This is a genomic window from Termitidicoccus mucosus, from assembly GCF_038725785.1.
In the GTDB taxonomy this organism is placed as follows: domain Bacteria; phylum Verrucomicrobiota; class Verrucomicrobiia; order Opitutales; family Opitutaceae; genus Termitidicoccus; species Termitidicoccus mucosus.
In genome coordinates, this window is the sequence record NZ_CP109796.1 from 7,157,525 (window position 1) to 7,180,666 (window position 23,142).

11 protein-coding genes are annotated in these 23,142 nt (G+C 64.7%); 6 read left to right on the forward strand and 5 right to left on the reverse strand.

Going from position 1 to position 23,142, the window contains the following annotated elements; translation table 11 throughout:
* Positions 1-41: 41 nt before the first annotated feature.
* Both OH491_RS25195 and OH491_RS25200 read right to left on the reverse strand, forming a co-directional pair.
* Complete coding sequence (locus tag OH491_RS25195; protein WP_068768482.1) at positions 42-3,221, reverse strand: immunoglobulin domain-containing protein; 3,180 nt, start codon at positions 3,219-3,221, stop codon at positions 42-44.
* Between the two features lie 500 nt (positions 3,222-3,721).
* On the reverse strand, positions 3,722-3,964 hold the full coding sequence (locus tag OH491_RS25200) for a hypothetical protein (protein WP_068768481.1): 243 nt from the start codon (positions 3,962-3,964) through the stop codon (positions 3,722-3,724).
* Positions 3,965-4,078: 114 nt separating this feature from the next.
* On the opposite strand from OH491_RS25200, the gene OH491_RS25205 reads away from it, so the two are divergent.
* A complete protein-coding gene (locus OH491_RS25205; protein WP_068768480.1) occupies positions 4,079-4,576 on the forward strand; it encodes a YhcH/YjgK/YiaL family protein in 498 nt (165 codons plus the stop codon).
* Positions 4,577-4,703: 127 nt separating this feature from the next.
* Here the strand turns inward: OH491_RS25205 and OH491_RS25210 are convergent, their stop codons facing one another.
* The 3 genes from OH491_RS25210 to OH491_RS25220 form a co-directional block, all read right to left on the reverse strand.
* Positions 4,704-6,296, reverse strand: coding sequence for a glycoside hydrolase family 16 protein (locus OH491_RS25210; RefSeq protein ID WP_068768479.1), 1,593 nt, complete (start codon positions 6,294-6,296; stop codon positions 4,704-4,706).
* A gap of 182 nt (positions 6,297-6,478) precedes the next feature.
* On the reverse strand, positions 6,479-8,314 hold the full coding sequence (locus tag OH491_RS25215) for a glycoside hydrolase family 2 protein (RefSeq protein WP_068768478.1): 1,836 nt from the start codon (positions 8,312-8,314) through the stop codon (positions 6,479-6,481).
* Between the two features lie 20 nt (positions 8,315-8,334).
* On the reverse strand, positions 8,335-9,474 hold the full coding sequence (locus OH491_RS25220) for a glycoside hydrolase family protein (protein WP_145928481.1): 1,140 nt from the start codon (positions 9,472-9,474) through the stop codon (positions 8,335-8,337).
* A 278-nt stretch (positions 9,475-9,752) separates the two neighbouring features.
* Between OH491_RS25220 and OH491_RS25225 the strand changes: the two genes are divergently transcribed.
* The 5 genes from OH491_RS25225 to OH491_RS25245 all read left to right on the forward strand — a co-directional run bounded on the left by OH491_RS25225 (position 9,753) and on the right by OH491_RS25245 (position 22,999).
* Positions 9,753-10,850: a GntR family transcriptional regulator gene (locus tag OH491_RS25225; RefSeq protein ID WP_068768476.1), complete on the forward strand. Its 1,098-nt coding sequence runs from the start codon at positions 9,753-9,755 to the stop codon at positions 10,848-10,850.
* A 198-nt stretch (positions 10,851-11,048) separates the two neighbouring features.
* On the forward strand, positions 11,049-12,404 hold the full coding sequence (locus OH491_RS25230; protein WP_334318970.1) for a sialidase family protein: 1,356 nt from the start codon (positions 11,049-11,051) through the stop codon (positions 12,402-12,404).
* A gap of 72 nt (positions 12,405-12,476) precedes the next feature.
* On the forward strand, positions 12,477-14,621 hold the full coding sequence (locus OH491_RS25235) for a glycoside hydrolase family 36 protein (protein ID WP_068768474.1): 2,145 nt from the start codon (positions 12,477-12,479) through the stop codon (positions 14,619-14,621).
* Positions 14,622-14,662: 41 nt separating this feature from the next.
* Positions 14,663-17,125 (forward strand): TonB-dependent siderophore receptor, encoded by a 2,463-nt coding sequence (locus OH491_RS25240; protein ID WP_068768473.1) that lies wholly within the window; start codon positions 14,663-14,665, stop codon positions 17,123-17,125.
* A gap of 45 nt (positions 17,126-17,170) precedes the next feature.
* Positions 17,171-22,999 (forward strand): autotransporter-associated beta strand repeat-containing protein, encoded by a 5,829-nt coding sequence (locus OH491_RS25245; protein ID WP_068768472.1) that lies wholly within the window; start codon positions 17,171-17,173, stop codon positions 22,997-22,999.
* The last annotated feature ends 143 nt before the right edge of the window (positions 23,000-23,142 follow it).

Genomic DNA, 23,142 nt, shown 5'->3' on the forward strand with positions numbered 1-23,142 from the left:
GGACATTCGGCGTCAAGCGACAACCGGATTTTGGACGCCGGTTACTTCCGGCGCGCGCGCAGAGCGAGCAGCACGGCCAGCAGCGCGAGGCCGGGCAGCATGGGCGCGCCGCCACCGCCTCCCCCGCCGCTGTTTCCACCTCCGCCGTTGTTACCTCCGCCGCCGTTGCCACCAGTATTGCCGTTTCCGCCGCTGGTGCCGGAAGTCGTGCCGGTGGTGATGAGCAGCGTCGTCACTTGCGCGCTGGCAAACTCCGTGCCGGTGATGGTGATTTTGCGGATGACGGCGTTGTCGGTATCGGCCACGTAGAGAGCGCCGTTGTCGAGGGTGATGTCTTGCGGACGGTTAAAAAGCGCATTCGTGCCTGAGCCGTCGCGCAGGCCGGCGACGCCGGGTGTGCCGGCCAGCGTGAGGACTTCGCCGTCGTTGCTCAGGATGCGGATGGTGTGATTGTCGGTGTCCGCGAAATAAATGTGGCCGGCGTTGTCGCTGGTCATGCCTTGCGGGCGGTTGAGGCGAGCGGCGGGCGCGGGGCCGTCAGTCGTGCCGCTGACGCCGGGCGCGCCGGCGTAGTGCAAAATATCGCCGTTCGCGGCCTCGGTCCGGATGGTGTGGTTGCCGGTGTCGGCGATGAAAAGCTCGTTTGTATTATAAATGTGGATACGCGTCGGGGCGTTGAAGCGCGCGTGGTCAAGCCCGAGGCCGCCGACGAGCGTTCCGCTTTGGCCGGGAGATCCGGCGTAGAGAGTGACGGCGCCGGAGGGCGTGACGGTGTGGATGGTGTGCGCGGCGGTGTCGGCGACGTAGGCTTTGCCGGCGGAGTCGAGCGCGATGCCGGATGGCTGGTTGAAGCCGGCGGCAAGCGTGATCACCTCACCCGCGGGGGTGATTTTGCGGATGGCGGCGTTGCCTTTGTCGGCCACGAGCAGGTCGCCGGCTGCGGTGAGCGCGAGCGCGGACGGCGTGTTGAAGCGCGCGTCGGGGCCGGTGGCATTGGCGGTGCCGCTTTGGTTCAACGTGCCGGCGAAGAGCGTGGAGGAGAATTGAGGCGTGATTTTGTGGATGGCGTGCGCGCCTGCATCGGCCACGTAGAGGTTGCGGGAGGTGTCAAACACGAGCGCGGCCGGGGCGGAAAACGCAGTCGCGGCGACTTTGAGCGTGGCGGCGCCGCTGGTCGCGGGCGAGCCGACGCCGTTGCTGGCGACATAGCGGTAGCGGTAGCCGTCCATCGCGGCGGTCGCGCCGGTGATGGTGAGGCTGGCGGCGGTTGCGCCGCTGTAAGCGCCGCCGTTGGTGATGTTGCTCCAAGTCGTGCCGTTGTTGGTCGAGACCTGCCACTGGAATGCCGGTGCGGGCGAGCCGCTGGCGGAGGCGGTGAATGTGACGGACTTGCCGGCGGCCACGACTTGTTGCGCCACGAGCGGAGCGAGGTTGCCGGGCGGCTGCTGCACGATGTTGACGGTGAGCGTGACGGTGGCGCTGGCGGTGGAGCCGACGGAATTGGTGGCGACGCAGCGGTATTGTTTGCCGTTCAGCGCGCCTGTCGGATCGGTGACAATGAGCGTGCCTGTGGACACGCCGTTGTAGTTGGTGTCATTGGAAAGTGTGAACCATACGACACTGTTGAAGCGGACTTGCCACTCGTAGGAAGTTGGCGCGGGGTTGCCGCTGGCGGCAGCAACAAAGGTGGCGGTCTGGCCGGCGATGATGGTCGCGTCGGCGGGTTGTGTGGTGAAGACGGGGGCGGTATTGACGGTGAGCGTGGCGGCGGCGCTGGTGGCGGAGCCGACCAGATTGGTGGCCACGCAGCGGTATTGAGTGCCGTCCAATGCGGTGGTGGCCCCGGTGATTCTGAGCGTGGCGGTGGTGGCATTGCTGTAGGGCGCGTTGTTGGTGATGTCGGTCCAAGTCTCGCCATTGTTGGCCGAGGCCTGCCACTGGAATGCTGGCTCGGGCACGCCGCCGATAACAACGGCGAAGGTTGTATTCTGTCCGGCGTTGATGGACCGGTTCTCGGGTTGCGTGGCAATGGCGGGGGCGTCCGTGACCGACATGGGCGTGCTTCGGTCCGTGGTGGTGCCGTCGCCCAGTTGTCCGTCGTGGTTATACCCCATGACCCGGAGTTTGCCGTCATCGGTCACAAACAGACTGTGATTGTCGCCGGCGGCTATCGCGATGACATTGCCGGTGGTGGCCACATGCACGGGCGTGTCTCGGTCCGTGGTGGTGCCGTCACCCAACTGCCCGTGGTCGTTGAGCCCCATTGTCCAGAGTTTGCCGTCATCGGTCACAAACAGGCTGTGATTGTCACCGGCGGCTATCGCGATGACGTTGCCGGTGGTGGCTACATGCACGGGTGCATCTCGGTCCGTGGTGGTGCCGTCGCCCAACTGCCCGTGGTCGTTGAGCCCCATTGTCCAGAGTTTGCCATCGACAGTCACATACAGACTGTGAGCTCCGCCGGCTGCCACCGCGACGACATTACTGGCCACATTCACGGGCGTGTGCCGGTTCGTGGTGGAGTGATCGCCCAATTGACCGTGATCGTTAAGTCCCATCGCCCAGAGCTTGCCGTCGTTGGCAATATACAGACTGAAATTGGTGCCTGCTGCCACTGTGCAATTGGCATCGGCCCCCGCTGTTTTGACATTGGGAGCCACTAGCACGGGAGTGCCGATGCCCCAAATGCCGCCGGTGTTGCCTGCCAACTGGCCGGAGCCACACGTCCCCATCCCCCAGAGTTGGCCATCGCCAGTCACATACAAACTGTGGTATTTGCCAGCGGCTATCGCGACGACGTTGGAAGCCACTTCAAAGGGCGTGCTTCGTTTATTGAGGGTGCCAAAGGTGCCATCTCCCAACTGCCCATTGCCGTTGGCTCCCGTGGACCAGAGCTTGCCGTCATTGGTCATAAACAGGGTGGAAAAATTATTGGCGGCCACGGCTTTGACATTGGAAGTCATCGCTTGCACGGGCGTTCTTATAATATAAATGCTGGTGGTGCCGTTGCCAAACTGGCCGGCGGTGTTATTACCCACCGCCCAGAGCGCGCCATCGTTGGTCACAAACAGGCTGTGATAGGTACCGGCAGCCACTTTAGTAACAGAAGCGGCATGAGCAGCGGGCGGGAGAATAAGAAACGCGAGAAGCGCGGCGATGAAAGGCGAGCCTATCAAGGCGGGAATTATGTGTGCCGGATGGAATTGGCGGTGGTTTTTCATGGTAGATGGAAGAATTTAAAAAACGGTAGGCGCAAAATGAATTTTTTAGTGCAAATACGTCAAGTGTAAATACAAAACATTTACATGTTCATGTTTTCCAGGTAATAAGAATTTTACATAAACAAAAACAAACAACGAAGCATTGTTTTAGAATGCGTCAGCAGAGGATGATACCCGATGGAACCGCATTCCAACGCGAACATGATATGCGGGATTTTCCACCTAGGTATCGTGTTAGAATGCGGTGTTTTATACCATCCAGCTACTACACCCAAAAAATAGATTATTGGGTTACTAAAAAATGGTTCGTCGCTAGTTCCGATGTCTGTTGCAGGAACTTTCTAACCACGGATTGCAGATGAACACGGATAAAGGCAAAATGCCTTGGGTTTTATCCGTGCAATCCGTCCCGTGGTTAAATGTTTCCACTCAGCAGCGAAGAATCCTAAAAATGCTAAAGCATCTCTTTCGCTTCGGAAAGACTGCCCCGCGCAGCCTTGTCAGGGACGCAGGCGTTTGATGGCCTCGAACTGTTTGGGCGAGATCAGCCGGCGCGGGACGCGGCGCCCGGCTTCGTCGAGCAGTCGGTCCCAATCCGTCTCGGTGGGCGGACCGTAGGGCTCCCACTGCGTATGATGGCCCTGCTTGCGGGACCAGGTGATGTTGCCGCCGTGGATGGAAACGTTGATCTGAAACTTTCCGGTTTCGGCGTCTTTCGCCCACCAGCCAAATTCGATGCTCATGTGGCCCGAGACTTGGCGAAAGACACGCGGCGGGGCCAGCGGAATCTTTGGGATGCCAGTCGGAGCGGGGGAAAAGCGCTTGCGCGAGGGGCGGCGCGCGCGTGAAGTGGGCGGATGGCTATCTTTGGCTCCATCGACACGGTGCGCGCGCAAACCGCCGCCACCGGCACCTTCAAGACAGCGTTCGCCTATATCGACGAATGCTCGCGTCCCGGCACCGCCGCGCGCAAATTGCTCGACTCGCTCGAGGCGGGGAAGAGCGATCGCGTGGAGTTGAGCGGCGGTGTTTTTGCGATGCCGCAGGTGTACATGTCCAAAAGCCCGCGCACGGCGGGGTTTTATGAGTCGCACAGGAAATACATCGACGTGCAGGCCGTCATCGTGGGTGAGGAGGTCATTGAGGTGGCCGACGTGGCCGACTTGAAGGTCAAGGAAGACCGCACGCCGGCGTCGGACGTGCTCATTTATGAACAATATGACAACGGCGCGGCCGTGCGCCTGCACGCGGGCGAGGCGGCGGTGCTGTGGCCGGTCGACGGGCACATGCCGTGCATCGCGGTGCAAGGTTCCGCCCTCATCCGCAAGGTCGTGGTGAAAGTGCCGGTGGAATGAGCGGGCCGCTGCGCGGTCGCCGGTTTAAGTTGGAAGTTGAAGTTTAAGTTGGAATCAGCAGCGCGGCGCGCGCGGTGTGATTGGTCTTAAACTTCATCATAAACCTTAAACCTGCCGGCGAAGCCGGCTACGGCAGTACGCTCGGGAAGCCGGGGCCGGCGCGGAAGGCGGCGGCTTGGATGCTTCCGGTGTCGGAGGCGTTTTCGACGCGGACGCTGGTCGCGCGCGCATGCTCAGGGAGCGGGTGCTTTTGATTGAGGTGCCAGTGGTTGTTCAGGCTGGTGTCGCCGGTGGCGGTGATATTGGCATGAAAGAAGGGCTCGTCTTTCGGGAGCGAACGGTCGAGCGGAAAGGCGCAGAGGCTGATGGCCGGAGGACCGCCGTCGCGGGCGGGCGTGAGCCTCACGACGAGGAGATGGTCGGCGTCATCGCGGACAAGCGGCGCCTTCTGTTCGCGCGCGGGCCACGCGGTTTGCGTGCTCGCGGGCGTGCTGTCGCCGAGCGCGGCGATGAGGTGGCCGGCGGCGTCGATGCCGGCGGACGCGACCGGGTTTCCGTCGGCGTCGAGCCAGGTCAGGCGCGGGGCGGCCCCGGCGGATTTGCGCAGGACAAGGCTGAAGTAGGCGGGTTGGCCGGAGTCGAGCGGGACGGGGGTGGCGAGCGGAATGGTTTTGGCGGCGTGCGCAGGAAGCGGGAGAAAGCCGCCGCCTGTGTCCGGCGCGAGCCGGGCCAGTTGCGCGGGTGTCTTGGTGACGAGGCGCGTGGGTTTATAGACGCGCACGTAATCGACCGCCATGAAGGTGCCGTCGGCCTCGTCGCCGAGCGGCGTCCATTTGTCGCCCCAAGGGAGATTGGCGAAAATGATGTTGAGTTTGTCGCCGGCGTATCCGCCGAGGTAATTCCAATCATCCTGGCCGAAGCGGCCGTAGGCTTCCTTTTCACGGTCGGGGAACCATTGCTTGAATTTGCCGGTGCCGGTGCGCCACTGGTCCTTGTAGCGCGGGTGCCGGCTGCCGCGCCAGACTTCGCGTCCGTCCAGGTAGAAAATCTGTTCGTCCTCGCCCAGCCAAAGGCCCCAGATGTGATAGTCGCCGAAGGTGTGCGGGACGGTCGAGCCTTGCGCGATGTGGTCGCGGCCGCCCGCGGCGTTTTTGGCGTAGGCCATGGTTTTCCAGTCATGCCAGGCGAGGTGCCCGTAACCGTTGAGCGCGCCGGGGGCGTCGGGCACGCGCATGTCCTTGCGCGCCTCCACGATGTCGATCTCGTAGCGGTCGCGCAGGCCGGCCTCGCCGGGCTCGGAAACGGCCGCGAGCCAGAAGGCGTTGTTGACGCCGGGACACTGGCCGGATTTGAAGCGGGCCTCGACATACACATTCGTGCCGACGGGCTCGCGGGTGTAAACATAGCCGGAGGTCCACTTGGTCGCGCGGCCGCGGATTTCGCGCGACTCCTTGCGCACATGAAGAAGCAATTCGCCGCCGCGGACTTCGAGATTGCCGGGGCCGCGCGCGGTGTCGTTTTTCACGGCGGTCTCGTAGGCTTGGGAAACCCACACGGTTTCGTCGAGGCGGTCGCCATTAAACTCGTCGGCAAAGACGAGGGCGAAGGGCTCGTTTAATGGAGCGGATGAGGGGAGCGGCGTATCCGCCGGGGCGGATGCGGAAAACGAAAGGCCGAGGGCGAGAATCGAACCGATGATGGCGGAGTCCGGGTAATGCATGGGAAGACGGAATCAATAATATATAATAAAGATGCGCTGTAATGAACAAGTGCCAGGCATATCCCATCTTTCTCTTTATTCTTTATCTTTCCTCTTTCTTTTTTCCGATGCGTGAACGGTGTGAATGAAGAGAAAGAGGAAAGATAAAGAATAAAGAGAAAGATGGGGAGGCGGATGGGCGGTTAACGTTTGGCCGGCTTCGGCCAGTCGCTTTTTTTCATCTCGGCGGCGACGTGTTGATAGAGGGCTCGCGGCTGGCGGTTTTCGTCCACGAGGCCCCAGCGGCGGTAGCCGTCGTCGCCGGTGCCGGGATAGCGGCTGGGATAATCGTTGAACGACCAGAACGAAAAGCCGCAGATCCACGGACGTTCGCGGACGAGGGCGAACATTTTGTCGAAGTGGTCGAGGCGCTCCTGTTCGTCCTTCACGCGATCGGCGCGCAGGCCGAATTCGGTGATGAACACGGGCTTGTCCGGCCAGTATTCCTGCACGCGGTCGAGAAAGCCGGGCACTTGCTCGGGTTTGAAATAAATGTTGGCGCAGATGAAATCGACGTAGTGCAGGCTTTGCGCCTCGGGCTTCTTGTTTTCCTTGAGGATGCGCAGGGCGCGTCCGAGCGCGGCGAAGGTCACGGGACGGGTGGAATCAAGTCCCTTCACGAATGCGATCATGTCCTTGGTCCAGGCCACGCCGCCGGGTTCCCACGACTCGTATTCGTTGCCGATGCTCCAGCCGACGACCGAGGGATGATTCCATGACTCGCGCATGAGCGCCTCCATGCCGGCGCGGAAACGCTGGCGTTTGGCGGGGTTTTCGAGGTCGGGTGCCATCAGGCCCCAGATGGGATACTCGACGATGACGAGCATGCCGTTGCGGTCGGCCCAGTCGAGGACGTGCCGGTTGACGGGATGATGCTGGAGGCGCGCGAAGCGCAGGCCGGCATCCTGCATGAGCTGGAGGTCGCCGGCGACAAGCTCCGGGGTGCTGATGCCGCCGAGCTTCGGATGGCCGCGTGCGCGGTTGGCGCCGGCGAGATAAACAGGTTCGCCGTTGAGGAGAAAACGCGCCCCGGCGACGCGGATGTCGCGAATGCCAAACGTGGCGGTGTGCGTGTGCGCGACGCCACCGGCGGAGCGGAGCGTGACGCGGCTTTCGTAAAGCCGGCGGTCGTCGAGGCTCCATTTTTTCACGCCGGCAAGCGCGAGCGTGGCGGCGACGCTCTTTGCGCCGCGTGCGGGAGAGGGCAGGGTGGCGACGGCGACGGGCTTCGCCGGGGCGGCGGGGTCGATGATTTCGACGGCGAGCGCGGCGTCCTCGCCGAAGCCGCCGGGGCCGGGCCATACGGTGACCTTCAGGCTCGCGGCGTTGTCGCCGGACGGGACGGCATCGAGCTTCTGCCGGGCGACATGCGCGGCGGGCAGCGATTCGAGCCGGATGGAACCCAGAAGCCCGCCGTAGTTGAGCCACGGATACAACTGGTCGTTGGGGCGGGAGCCGGTGCGCGCGCCGGGGATGGTGGTCATGTCCCAGGAATTGTCCACGGCGACGGCGACGAGGTTTTGTTTGCCCGGCAGGATTCCGGCGGAGGTGGCGTCGATGACGACGGGGACGCCGACACTGTCGTGCTCGCCGAGGTCGCGGCCGTTGATCCAGACGCGGCAGCGCTCGCCGACCGCGCCGAGCGTGAGGCGCCAGGCGGTTTCGCCGGGGGCGGGTTGCGGAGGGACGAAGGAGCGGCGATACCACATGACGCCGGTGTATTCGCCGAAGCGGGCGTCAACCGTCCAGCAATGCGGCGCGGAGGCGGCATCCCAGCCTTGCGCGGTCAGAGGCTTGGCGCGATTCCAGTCAGCGGGGGGCTCATGCCAGCCCATGGACTCGCCGCGCCGCTGCGTGTCCATGGCCAGGAACCAGCCTTCGCCGTCGAGGGAGATTTCGGCGGCGCGGACGGCGGGAGCCGCGGAGACGAACGCAAGGAGGGTGAGGAGGAGGGTGGAGATACTGGGTGTGTGGTGCATGGCGGAAAGGGAATGATTATCTAGGGAGCGGGTCGTTTGAGCGGGATGGCGATGTTATAGGTTTCGCCGCCGCCAGGTTGTTTGTCGGGTGAGGCGGCGCAGAAGAGGACGGCGGGCTCGCCCCCGTCGAGCCAGATTTGCGGGCGCTCCAGCGCGTGGAGCGGGACGCGCCGGCCGGCCGTCGTGGTGTATTCGGTTTTGCCGACGAGGACGCGGGGCGCGGGACTCCAGTCGATGCCGTCGGGCGAGCGCATCAGCGCGAGCGATCGGCCTTCGCGGGTGAAGAAGCCTTTCATGTCCTTCACCACGGCGCGGTATTCGAAATCATGATACCAGATGCACGGATCCTCGGCCGGAAAATCGGCGCCGGGTTTGGTGAAGACAGGGACGGGCAGCTTGGTGAACGGCCCCGCTGGGGACGGGCTGGTGGCAACGATGTGGGCGACCGGACCGCCGAAGGGCAGGGGACGCTCCTTCGCGACGCCTTTGTAGATCATCAGAAAATCCCCGCCGGGCCGCCGCATGACGGCGGGGTTCGCGCAGCAGAGCGCATCGTGGAATCCGGGCGTGGCATCGATGAGCGGCCGGTCGTCGCGCCGCCATGGACCGTCGGGTGAGTCGGCGACGGCGACGCCGATGCGCTGGTTGTTTCGATGCGAAAAATTCAGCCCCTTCCCAGGCTTCCGGTCGCCGCGGTTGCCCATGTAATAAAGGTAATAGCGCCCGCCGCTTTCCATGACCGCCGGGTTGTGGGTGCAGTGTCCGTCCCAGAAATCCGGGCCGCGGGCGGGCAGCGCGACATCGGCATGCCGGTAGGGGCCGAGCGGGTGGTCGGCGACGGCATGCGCGATCTCGCTGTGCGTCACCCAGGCGTAGAATCCCTCCTCGCGCCGCCAGCGCGAATAATAAAGGTGGCAGCGTCCATCCGCGCCCCGCACCATGGTGCCGCACCAGACGAACCAGCCGGGCTCGCGGAAGACGGCGTGATCCGGCACGGGCTGGATCCAGCGGGCGAGGTCAAAACCGCCGGGAGGCGTCGCGTTTGGGTGGGCAGCGTGGTCCGGCGATGCGACGCGCGTGAGAAGGCGCGGACTGGCGAGGGCGGCGGCGCCCAATGCGGAGAAACGGAGAAATGATCGGCGACGGATTGGGGAAAGCATGGAGGGCGAAAAAAAGAAAGGATGCGTGATGCCTGAGAGCGCGCATAGGGAGTCTGTTTCGACCAGAAACGCCTATTTCCGGATGCGACGCAAATGCGGCATCTGTCAACCGTTGACCCGCGCCGATTGGCATCCCCGGCGCGGATGCGCCTCACGCGTGTTTGCGGCCGCAAATCGTGCTCGCTCTCTTTTTATTTCGTTTTCTTTTTGTTTGTTGGAATAGTTCGGGAACGAGAACGATTTCCGCCCCAGCCATCACTTTTGAGCCACCCGTGCCCATGCCTTCGGAAAAGCATCCCCTGAAACTCAAGCCCGCCTTTCGCCCCATGAGCCTGCCCGCGCAACTGGTCGAGGTGCTGCGCGGCGACATCGGGGTGCAAAAACTGGGTCCGGTGCTGCCCGGCGAACGCCAGCTCGCGGTCGCATACCATGTCAGCCGGGCGACGATGCGGCGGGTGGTCGAGGCGCTGATCGATGAGCATCTCCTTGCCCGCAAATCCAACGGACGTCTGGTGGTCGGCGAAGCCCGCGGCCTCCCGCGGGGCGGGCGCGCGTCCGGCATCGAGCACGTGGGCTTCATCACGCGATTCCGGATGCACGAGCTTGCGCGTCATGAGTTGATCTGGCTGGACCGCCTGCGCGAGATGCTGATGATTTCGGGCTTCCGGCTCACGGTCCACAGCAGGGCGGACATTTACCACAAGGAACCGCGCTCGCACCTGCGCCTGCTCATGGAGGAATATCCCAAGACCATCTGGCTCCTGCACCGCAGCACGCCCGCGATGCAGGCGTTTTTTCCCGAGGCGAGGATTCCCGCGATCGTGGTCGGCAGCCCCCATGAGGGCAGCCCGCTGCCGTCGGTGGAAAACGACCAGTATTCCCTCAGTTTTAACGCCGCGCTTCTCGCCAAGCGGCGCGGTTACGAGCATCTCGTCTTTCTTTTCAACGACGATTCCGCCGCGGGCGTGCGCCTCGGCATGCGGGGGCTCAACGACGGCATCGCGCGCACGGGGCTGCGGCTGACCCTGAAACGTTACGAATATAATGTGTCGCCCGTGCTGGACTCGCTTCACGCGCTGGCCGGACAAAAGCGCGAGCGCTGCGTGCTGCTGGTGGACGCCGCCTACTCCGCGCTCCGCGCCATGACCTGGCTCATGGGCAAGGGCGTGCGCTTCCCGCGCGACCTCGGGCTGTTTTGCCGGGACAGCGCCGGTTATCTCAATGAGTGCTGCCCGGCGGTGGAGCATTATGCCTTTGACCCGCTCGCGTTCGCGCAAAAGGCCCATCGCTGCGTGCTGCACCTCGGCCGCGGCGAGTCGTTGCACGGCAAATCGTTCAAGATCATCCCCGCATTGATAAAAGGCGGGAGCCTGTGACCCGATTGCCCGGCCGGGGGGAAATGGAAATGCCCGCGCCCGCGCGATTCCGAAAAACGGTCTGAGAAAAATACCGATCGGGGATGGTTGTGACAATCGTCGCGCGGCCTGATAGTGTGCCGCATGCGATACCCCTGTTTCTCCTTCCTTTCCCATCCGGCGGCCCGGCCGCGGGGCTTCCTTTTGCTGCTTGTCTCCATGCTTTCCCTGCGCGCCGCGCCACCGGGCGGGCGTCCGGAAATCGAGCGGCTCGGCTCCTACGGGGCCGTGGACGCATATCTGCGCAACATGGACGACCGGGAGCCGGGGCGTCTCAAACGGCTGGAGGAGGCCGGCGTGCTGTCGCTCGCGCCGGTCACGATCCCGTGGGGCGACGACCTGCACGGCGGCAATGTCCATTTCGGCTGGCCGGTGGCCGTGGCCAGCGCGGACGGGCGGAACGTGTGCGTCTTTTTCCAGCGCAAGCCGTGGCATTACAACGGGGCCGATCCCTCGCGGGATCGCGATGAATATACCACGGGCGCGGCCATGGTGCGCTCCACCGATGGCGGGAAAACCTGGTCGGCCCACACGGACATGCGGAGTTTTGCCAAGGGAAAGAGCAGGATATTCCCCGGCGGCATGAGCTCGGTGGGACGCCTGGATGATGGCACCATGCTGTTTATAAACGATATTGGCGTGTTCCGCTCCTCCGACAACGGCGCGACATGGGAACATTTTCCCGATGCGTTCAAGACCCCGTGGCCGCAGGGAGTGGGCGGCAATCGCGGGCCGGTCATATTCAAGCATCCCAGCCTCGGCATGGTGGTGCTCTCCCACATGTCGCGGCAGGGCGACGCGCTGATACTGCCCGCGGTGCTCATGTGGGCGTCGCAGGATGGGGGGCTCACCTGGAATGCCCATGGGCTGAACCTGACGCAATCAGTGCCGCGCCGGTTGACCGAGCCGCTTGGCCTGATGCTTGGCGACCGGCTGGTCGTGTTCGGGCGCTCGCACGATCCTTCAAACGCGGAGGCCAAAAAGGGGCGGATATATTACGGGCAGGCGGTGTTTGATGCGGCGCTGGAAAAAAACAAGGCCGCCTATACAAACATCGCCTGCAGCGACGCCTCCCGCGACCTGGCTAGGCTGGTCGGGCGGGACAAGGCGCGCGCGTTCGGACTGTGGTCGCAGGACACCGGGGAGATCATATATAATCCAGTGACAAAACGCGTCGAGGCTGTCGTCACCAATCGTGCCGGGCGCGGAGGTCCGCGCGTGGACGACCATACGCGGCAGAGCCTTAACTTGTGGAGCATTGATCCGCAGGCCTTGCTGGAAGGCTCCGCCGAGTGGCGCTTCGAGGGCACGCTGCTGGAGCGGCGCACCTTGGATTCGCCGAAGTTTTTCGACGGCATGCATCCCGGCGCGGGCGTCGTCGATCTGGAGCGCAAGGAGCAGCACCTTTATATCTACCTCGGTTTCTATGCCGGACCCGCCGGTGTTTATAAACTCACGCGCAGCCTCGACACGCCCCGGCTCGCGGCGGAACTGGCGAGGGCAAGGGCCGAGTGAACCGGCAAATTTCTCTATTTTATAACAACTCTTCCCTGTTCGCGATCATTCGCGGCTTGGGGCAAATCTTTCATGGAAAATCCCTCTGACAATATTGACGCCAATCGGGCCGGAACGCTGGAGATCGCCCGCTCGGGGCTGCGTTTCATTTATCACCAGACCGGCGGGCGGCTTTACGGCGGACGGCTGCTCCCCCTGTCGCACGAGGCGGGGAAAATTCCGCATCAAGGCATCACGGCGTGCCGTCCGTTTGAATTGATATTAAGCGGGGAGGGGCCGAATTTCGCGGCGCGCAGCCGCTCGATCGGGGGCTGCGCCAGCCTCATGCGGTTCAAGGGCATGGCCGAGGAGCGGCGGGCGGACGGCCTGCATGTCACGCTTGGCTACGAGCGCGCCGAGCCCGCCTTGACGGTCACGCAGCATTTCCTGTTTCCACGCGAGGACATCCCGGTCTGCCGCCAGTGGATTTGCATCAAAAACAATTCCCCCGAGCCGCTCGGCGTGGAACAACTCGCCTCGGCGGTCATGCACCATGTGGGGGTGGAAAACGGGCCGGACGCCGCCCGCGACTTGCGCCTGCACATCCCGTTCAGCGGCTGGTCGGGCGAAGGGCAGTGGCGGGAGTTCGCACCCGAGTCGCTCGGCCTCACCTCGCCGGATTCGGCGCATTATCGCGCGGTGTCGAACGGCTCGCGCGCGTCGGCGGAAAAAAATCCGATGGCCGTGCTGGTTGACACGAAGCGCCGGATCTCATGGTTCTGGCAAATCGAACATTCCGGCTCATGGATGTGGGAAATCGGCAACTTGTTTTATAAAGAGCACCAGGGGCTCTACTGGCTCGCCGGCGGGCCGAACGAACCGTTTGGCGGATGGTGGAAGGAACTCGCCCCCGGCGAGAGTTTCGAGACGGTCCCCGTGGCGCTGGGCTGCGTGGAAGGGGGTTTCGAGGAGGCGGTCGGCGCCCTGACCGCCTACCGGCGCGCCGCCTGCCGCCGCCCACATCCGGTCGATGACAGGCTCCCGGTCATATTCAATGACTACATGCATTGCCTGTGGGGCGACCCGACGCTCGAAAAAGAGCTGCCCCTGATCCGCGCGGCGGCGAAACTCGGCTGCGAGATTTTCGCGATGGACAGCGGCTGGTATGCCGCCCCGGGTGAAAACTGGTGGCCCGGGGTGGGCGAGTGGAAGGTAAACGAGGCGCGGTTTCCCGGCGGTGCGTTCGGCCGCGTGATGCGCGAGATACGCGACCACGGCATGATCCCCGGCCTCTGGTTGGAGCCCGAGGTCGTGGGCGTCCGCAGTCCCGTCTCCGCCCGGCCCGATGAGTGGTTCCTCCGTCGCCACGGGAAACGGGTTGCCTATAACGGGAGGTTTTTCCTCGATTTTCGGAACCCCGAGGTTCGCGAGTGGATGCTCGATATCAACACCCGTTTGATCAACGACCACGGCATCGGTTATATAAAATACGATTATAATATCGACCTCATGCAGGGCGTGGATTCCGCCTCCGGGGGCCTTGGCCACGGGCTGCTGGAACATGCCCGCGCCTTGCACCGATTCTATGACGAACTGGCCGCGCGTTTCCCGGGGCTCATCATGGAAAATTGCGGCGCGGGCGGGCTGCGCATGGATTACGGGATGCTTTCGCGCATGCAGATCCAGAGCAGCAGCGACCTGGAAAACTGCCTCGACTACGCGCCGCTGGCCGCCGGTGTCGCGGCGGTCTGCCTGCCCGAGCAGATGGCGGTCTGGGCGGCCCCCTCGCCGGACGGCGGCGAGGAGGACACGATCCTGAACATGGTCAACTCGCTGCTCGGCCGCGTGCACCTGAGCGGACGGATCGATTTGCTTTCCGCCCCGCAGCTTTCACTCGTTCGCGAGGCCCTTGATTTATACGGGAAACTGCGCGGGCGCCTGGTCCGGATGCGCCCGTTTTACCCGACGGGAATGCCGCGCATCATGCCGCGGGACGTGTGGATGTCGTGGGGGATGCGAAACGATGCCGCCGCCTTGCTCGGCGTCTGGAGGCGGGAGGCGGCGGAGACGCGTTACGAAATCACGCTGCCCGCCGACATGCGGGGATGGCGGGCGCGAATCCTCTATCCGCAAAAACCGGCAGCAGGCGACAGCCTGGAGCACACAGCCGACGGACGGTTGATCATGCAAATCGGGCATCCCGTCGGCGCGAGGTTGCTCGAAATAAGCGCCTCCTGATTTTTATAAACCTGAAACATAAACTCCCCAATCAACACGCAATGAAAAAGAACCGCCCTGAAATTCAGCCCCGTGGGAAAAACTCCCTCCGCATCCTGCCCGTCGTGCTGGCCGCGATCATGGGCGCCGCCGGCGCCCGTGGACAGTCGGTGCCGCCGGACAACAGCGCCGCGCCCGCCTCCGATGATGTTGTGACCATGGATGTCTTTGAGGTGAAGACCGACAGCGATGTCGGCTACATGTCGCAAAACGCCGCTGAGGTCACGCGCATGAACACGGCCATCGAGGACATCCCGATGAACATCACGGTGTTCAACCAGCAGTTCATCGACGATCTCGTGGCGACCGACACCAGCGAGCTGATCGCCTACGACGCCTCGTCGGTGAAAACGAGCGAGAACGACGATTTCATCGCGCGTGGTTTCAACAGCGTGGGCACGAATTTTCTCAACGGCTTCGCCCAGGCGAGCGGCTTCGGCTCGTCGCCCATGACGAATGTCGAGCGCGTGGAGGTCATCCGTGGGCCGGCGGCGATTCTATACGGTGCCGGCGCGTATGGCGCGACCTACAATCGCATCACCAAGCGTCCCAAGGAGCGTCCTTTTTCCATGGCCCGGACAATATTTACCGACACCGGTCTTTTCCGCGCGGAGATCGACGACAGCGCGCCGGTGCCGCTCGTGAACAGCCGCAAATTCCTTTATAGGGTAAACGGCGTGTATGAGGATGGAGAAACCTGGTTTGGCACCAGGAAGGGCGAAAAGGCCATCGCCCCGTCGCTGAGCTGGCAGATGAGCAGCCAGGCCAAGCTGATTGTCGAATATTTCTACAATTACCGGGAGACCCAGGCCAACTGGGAAACGCCGGTGCTCGGCAATAATCCCGACGGCATTCGCACGCTGGACGGCATCTGGCATTCCTACGGCAACCGGCGGCTCAACTGGATCGAGGATGACGATTTCCGCGACCAGACCCGGCAGTTCGCCTCGGCGGATTTCCGGCTTGGCATACTGCGCAACCTGCATTTCCGCTCGCAGTTCCAATGGGAGACCAAGGAGCAGCGTTTCAAGGAGACGCAGGCCAAGTCCGACGCGCTGGTTTTGTTATACGACGCCGCCCTCCTGCCGCGCTACTGGCGCGAATATAACATAGATATCCGGGGGCTGCGCTCCCGGAATGAACTCGTGTGGGAGGGGCGCACATGGTTTCTCCGCCACCGGGCGCTGGCCGGCTTCGGCTGGCTGGAGGAGGAGACGGACACGAGGCAAAACCGGACGTATTGGAACAACGGCGGGCTCGATCATGTGACCGGCCCGGAGGATTACCTCCACGGCAACGGCGTCATCGTCGACGGCGTCTGGACGCGCGCCACCAACGCGGCCGGATTATACAACGAATACCCGGACGTGACCCTGTCGGAGTTTCTGGCCGACCCCACGCTGGCCGGTTTTAATCTGAACAACATCATGCCGATTGTCATGTTTGACCGCGGGCGGGAGCTGCCGGTGCCCGCGACGCCGACCGCGCCGACCTACACGAGCACATATACAAATGACCGGGGCAACAGCGCGGATTGGTATGCGAACGACATCATTTCAATGGCCCGCGAGCGGATATTTTTATCCGGCGGCATTCGTTACAGCACGGCGAAAAGACGCACGATCAACCTGCGAACCAACGATACCACCGTTGACAACACCGTTTACTCCTCGGTTTACAGTTTTGGCGCGGTGGTGCACCTGGACGAGGGGCGGCACTTCACCCTGTATGGGAACATGAACAATTCCTTCGTCCCCAATTTCAACAGCCAGCCGGACGGCACGGGGCTGGAGCCGGAGACGGGGCGGCAGAAAGAGCTGGGCCTGCGCGTCAAGGCGTTCGGCGGGCGGCTTTCCATGCTGGCGACGTATTTCGACATCAAGCAGGAGAATGTCACGGAGACCGACCCCACCAAGCCGGCAAACTCCGGATGGCGGCGGCAGATTCCCGGCGTGCGCTCGCGGGGTTTCGAGTTCAGCGCCAACGCCAGTCTCACGCGCGACTGGCTCATGCTGCTCGGTTACTCCTACACTGACTCGCGTGACATGACACCCGGCCCGAATTATGAAAAGGCCCGCCCGCTGGTCCCGGTAAACCGGGTCACCTGGTTTAATCGTTTCAACGGCACGCGCGGTTTCCTTAAAAACTGGTTCGCCAACTGCGGCATTATATACACCGGTTCGCGCCCGCTCACTTATGTCACGGGGCGCGGGGCGAATCTGGCCGGTAACAACCTGCCGCTGGCCGGCATGGAGCAGGACTGGGGCAAACTCCCCGCCACCTGGCGCGTGGACGCGGCCGTCGGCTACCGTTGGAAGCCCAAGGGCAGGATCAAGCAGGTCGAGGCCCTCGTGCGGGTGAAAAACCTTTTCGACAACAACGACCTCTTTTATGTGGCGACCTGGAACCGTTACACGGTGGACCCGGGCCGCGAGTGCCAGTTCGTGTTTGGCGTGCGCTTTTAATAAACACGCATCCCCTGATAATATAAAACAGAAATCCCGATTATCATGAAAACCGGTTTTCATATCCAAGGCATAAACAAAAACAAGCCGGCGGCGCGCCTGCTGCTCGCGTCCGCCATCGCGCTGGCGTGCCTGCCGGCATCCGCCGACGACAAGGCATGGCTCGGCGTGGACGGGAATTACTGGGGCAATCCGGCCAACTGGAACGGCGGGCTTCCCGCCGCCACGGACAACGCTTATCTGGACAATCCGGCGTCGGCGGTTGTCGGCGCGAACGCGTCGGCGGGCAACGTGTATGTGGGCAACACCGGGACCGGCTGGCTCGCCGTGGGCGGGGACAACGGCGCCACGCTCACCGTGTCCGGCAGCGTGGTGCTGGGAAACGCCGGCTCCGGCCACGGCACGCTGCTGCTGGCGCGCTCCGGCAACCTCGTGACCAACGCCATCGTGGCGGGGCAGGGAACCTCCGTGCTTCTGGGCGACGGGGGCTTTGTCACCGCGCTTTCCAACAATGATAACTTTTTCAACGGCATCTCCGATGTGCTCGTCACCGCGACGCATGCCAACATAGGCGGCAGCAACTCGGGGCTGACGTTTAACACGAGCGGTTTTTCCATCACGGCCACCAGCAACTTCTCCTTCACCAGCGCGGGGGCGAAGACGAGCCGGGGCCTGGCAAAAACCGGTCTGGGCACGCTGACGCTCGCGGGCGCGGTCAACCTCGCCGGCGGGCGCATCGACATCGCGGGCGGCGCGGTGATGCTGGGCGGCTCGCTGACCGCCACGCATGCGCAGAACCTGATCGGCTTCGACACCAACCAGTCCGGGACGTTGCACGTGGCGGGCGGCGGCGGCGTCTATTTTGGCGGCGCGCTCATCGGAGACCGCGCGGGCGCGAACGGCGCGGTCATCGTGGAGTCCGGCGGCGGGTATTATGCCACGGGGGCCACGGTCATCGGCAACACCGCCGGCACCGGCAATGTCCTCGTCAAAAGCGGCGCGACTTTCAGCAGCTCCCGGAATTTTGTCGGCGGCGGCGAGTCGGCGGGCACGGGCGTCGGCGTGGTCACGGTCGAATCCGGCGGAGTGTTTGCCACCCTCAACCGCCTCGATGTCGGCACGCGCGGCGCAGGCACGATCACGCTGAGGGACGGCGCGACGCTGAAAGCCTCCAGCATCGCCCTGGCGCGTGTTTCAGGCACCGCGCTTTTGGAAATCACGGGCACAAAGGGCGCGCTCGTCACGGGCACCAGCGGCAGCGGTGGCATCGCCATCGACAGCCCCGCGGCGGGCACCGGATCGGCGATAGTGCGCTTTGCCCATAGCGACAGTGATTATGTTTTCGGCAGCAGGCTCACCAACAACGTTCGCCTCGAGCACACCGGCCCGGGCGTCACCAAGCTCACCGGCGCCAATTCCCATACCGCCGGCACGGTGATCTCCGCCGGCACGCTTCAAGTCGGCAACAACACCACCTCGGGCGCGCTCGCCGGCGATGTCCTGAACAACGCCACCCTCGCTGTGTATCGCAGCAACGACTACGACTTTGCCGCCAACATCAGCGGCACCGGCGTGCTCGTGAAGAAGGGCAACGCAAAACTCACGCTCACCGGGACCAACACCTACACGGGCGGCAACATCGTCGAGGCCGGCACGCTCGCGGGCACGCTCGACAAAATTCGCGGCGACGTGACGTTGACCTCCACCGGCGCGACACTCGAAATCAACGTCGCCTCCGGCAGCGGCACGCTCGCGTCGTCCGTGACCGGCCAGGGAAATTTCTCGAAAGCCGGGGACGGCTTTCTCCTGCTCGGAAGCGCGGTGAACTACACCGGGGACACCACCGTCGCCGCCGGCACGCTCAAGGGCCGCATCGGCGCGGGCGTGCTCGATGTCGCGGCGGGCGCGACGTATGTCGTCGCCGACGGCGGGCAGGACGCCACGCTCGCCAACCTCACCGGCTCGGGCACGGTCAACCTCAACAACGCCAGCCTCGTCTTCGGCGTCGCCAGCGGCACGCAAACCTACAGCTTCACCGGCCAGCTCGCCGGCGGCAGGGACCTGCGCAAGTCGGGCGCGGGCCTGCTCGACCTCGGCAGCCACAGCCTCGCTTCCGCGTTCAGCGGCACCACGTTCGTGGAGGGCGGCACGCTCAAGTTCGACTCCGTCGCCCAGATCACCGGCGGCCTCATCCTCGGCAGCGCGGGCGCGGTCGGCTTGATCGAGCAAACCTCGGGCGCGCTGACACAGCCGCTTGCGCTCACCGGCCAGGGCGGCGGCATCAGCGTCTCCAGCGGAACGCAGACCTTTGCCGAAGCGGTCAACGGCACCGGCGACTTCGCGAAGGGCGGCGGCGGCACCCTCGACGTGCGCGGCGCGGCCATGAACCAGTCCGGCGGCACGCGTGTCCTCGGCGGCACGCTGCTCGGCGATGCGGACGTCATCAAGGGCGACATCACCCTCGCCAACGGCGCGACGGTCGAGTTCGAGCAAAACACCGCCGGCACCGTGGCCGGTCTCGTCACCGGCAGCGGCCACCTCGTGATGAACGGCACCGGCGAACTCACGCTCGCGAACAACGCCAACAACTACACCGGCGACACCACCGTCAACAGCGGCACGCTGAAGGGCACCGTCGGCGTGGGCACGCTCGCTGTGGCGGCGGGCGCGGCCTACAAGGTGGCCGACGGCGTCACCGAGGCCACGCTCGCCAACATCACGGGCGACGGCGTCGTTGACCTGAACGCCGCGAGCCTGCGCCTCGTCGCGGCGGCGGGCGTCACCTCCACGTTTAGCTACAACAACCTTGTCGGCTCGAACCCCGCCGCCCGCCTCGTCAAGACCGGAGCGGGCCGGATCGTGCTCGGCACCGCCGTGGCCCTCGGCGGCGGCGCGGCGGTGGAGGACGGCGTGCTGGAGATCGACAGCCTCTCCAAGATCAACGCGCCGGTCGCGCTCGGCACCGACTCCACGTATGGATTGATCGGATACACGGACACCGGCGACGCCTGGACGCACGCCGTCACGCTCAACGGCCGTGGCGGCGGCTTCACCGTCGATGCGGCGTCGGGCACCGTCACGCTCGCCGCCACCGCGACGATCGGCGGCGCGGGCGATTTCTACAAGTCCGGCAGCGGCGCGCTCGACATCACCGCCGCCGCGATGAACAACACCGGCGGCACCCGCGTGCTCGGCGGCACGCTCATCGGCGACACCGCCACGATCAAGGGCGACGCCGACATCGCCGCCGGCGCGACGCTGCGATTCCGGCAGATGTCCACCGGCACCTTCGCCGGGACGATCACCGGCGCGGGCGCGCTGCACAAGACCGGCGCGGGCGCACTCGTGCTCGGCAGCGCGCTCAATTCCTACGGCAACACCATCATCGATGAAGGTGTGCTGACCGGCGCGATCGGCGCGGGCACGCTCACGGTCAACACCAGCGGCACCTATCGCGTGACCGACGGCGTCACGGAATTCGAACTGGAAGGCATCGCGGGCGCGGGCACGGTCGACCTGAACGCCGCCAACCTCACCTTCAACGTCGCCAGCGGCACCGCGCAGTTCTCGTTCACCGGCAGCCTCGCCGGCGGCAACCGCTTCATCAAGGCCGGCGCGGGCACGCTGGAGCTGCTGAGCAGCGTCGCGCTGGCGCAGGGCGCGTCCATTCGCGACGGCGTCGTCCGGCTGGCGGACCAGTCTTTCATCAACGCCCCTGTCGAGCTTGGCTCGGCCTCGTCGTATGGACTTATTGAATACACCAACGAGGGCGCCGCCTGGACGCGCGGCCTCGCGCTGGCGGGGCAGGGCGGCGGCTTTTCCGTCGAGGAGGGCAAAACCATCGTGCTCGCGGCCGCCACGACGATCGGCGGCGCGGGCGATTTCAGGAAGGCCGGCGCCGGCACGCTCGACCTCACCGCGGCCACGATGAACGGCACCGGCGTCGTGCTCGTATCCGGCGGCACGCTTCGCGGCGGCACGGCCACGATCAAGAACGACGCGTCGGTCGGCGCGGGCGCCGTGATTGAGTTTTTTGAAAACGGCAGCGCCGCCCACGCGCACGCCATCAGCGGCGCCGGCGCGCTCGCCAAGAGCGGCACGGGCGCGCTCACCCTCACCGGGGCCAACACCCACGCCGGCGGCAATCGCGTGCTGGCCGGCGAACTCATCGGCGGCGTCGCGAGCCTGCCTGGCGATGCCGTCGTGGAATCGGGCGCGCGCATCATCATCGACCAGGCCGGTGACGCCGCCTACGCAGGAAATGTCTCGGGCGCGGGCGTGTTTGTCTGGCGCGGCGCGGGCGCGCTTACGCTCGGCGGCACGCATGCGCACACCGGCGGCAGCGTTTTCGAGAGCGGCACGGTGATCGGCGGCGCGGACAACCTGCGCGGCAGCATCGCCAACGACGCCGTGGTCATCTACGCGCAGCACAGCGACACCAGCACATTCGACGACATGATCACCGGCGCGGGCAGTTTCGCCAAGACCGGCGCGGGCGAGTTGGTCGTCGCCGCGTCGGCCGTCGTCAGCCAGGCCAATGTCGTCATCGCCGAAGGCTCGCTGCGCCTGCTCGGCGACATCACCGCCGGCACGTTTGGCAACGGCGGCGTGCTGCGCGTCGGCCATCCCGCGGGCGGCGGCGCGCGTTCGCACGTCACCATCCACGGCGACTACACGGCGGCCGATGGCGCGGTGGCGTGGTTCGGCCTCGTCGGCGACGGCGGCGCGGTCACGGCGGACACGCTTCGCATCACCGGCGCGGCGGACGGGCGGACCGAGGTCCGTTTCGACTACGCGGGCGCGCTGCCGGCCGGCGAGACGCTGCCGGCGGACATCGTGGTGGTCGAGGGCGGCGGCGCGGCGGGTTCGTTTTTCCAGAACAAAAACAACGGCGTGCGCCTCGACGACGGCGGCTACGTGGTCTGGCAGCAGAACGCCGACCCCGGCACGGGCGGCCACTGGGTCAACGCCGTGGCCCCGGAGGTATCCGCGCTCGGCGGCATGGACGCCGCGTCGATCCTCATCGGCAAGGCCTCGCTCGATTCGCTCGGCCGCCGTCTCACCGTGGCCCGCGCCGTCGCACCCCGCCCCGGCCCGGTGCTTTGGCTGAGCGGACTCTACCGCCGCGACGAGATCGGCGGGAGCATCTACGATTGGGCCAAGGCCGACACCGGCGGCGTGCAGGTCGGCGCCGACTGGACATTCGGCGGCGACGGGCGCGCGCTCACCCTCGGCGTCTTTTATGACTATGCCAAAACCGACATGGACCTGAAGGACAGCGCCTCCTCCAGCACCACGGAAGGCCACGGGGCCGGCGTTTACGGGACATTCAAAACCGGCCCGTGGCACGTGAATGCCATCGTGCGCGGCTCGCGGGAGGATTATTCCGTGACCGTGCCCGGCGTCGGCGGCATGGACACCGACGGCGACAGCCTCGCCGGCTCGATCGAGATCGGCTATGAAGTGCCGATCGAATACGGCTGGACGGCGGAGCCGCAGGCGCAGTTCACCTACCAGCGCCACGGCATCGGCGACACCGCCGACCCCTATGGCCGCGCGATCCGCATCGACAGCGCGGCGTCGGCGGAACTGCGCGCGGGCGTGCGCTTCTGGCGCGAATACACCTGGCGCCGCGACCTCGTCATCCGCCCCTACGGACGCGCGAGCTACCTGTATGATTTCAAGGGCCGCAGCCGCATCGAGATTTTCGACACGACCTTCAGGAACAACATTGGCGCGGGCGGCGGCCTGATCGACGGCGGCGCGGAAATGCAGCTTGGCCGCGGCTTCGCGATCAACGCCGAGCTTTCCTGGTATTTCGGCGGCAAGGTCACCGGCTGCGGCGGCAACGCCGGACTGAGCTACGCGTGGTAGTCAGAGTATTTTCTTTCAACATCGACCCGAATGGCAGGGCGAGGCGTCTCCGCCGAGCCGCGCCTTGGCCGGAGGCTTCGCCGTGCCGGCGCTGCCGCGCCAATGTTAAATAAAAGCACCGCATTTCCAACAGGTTGCTTATT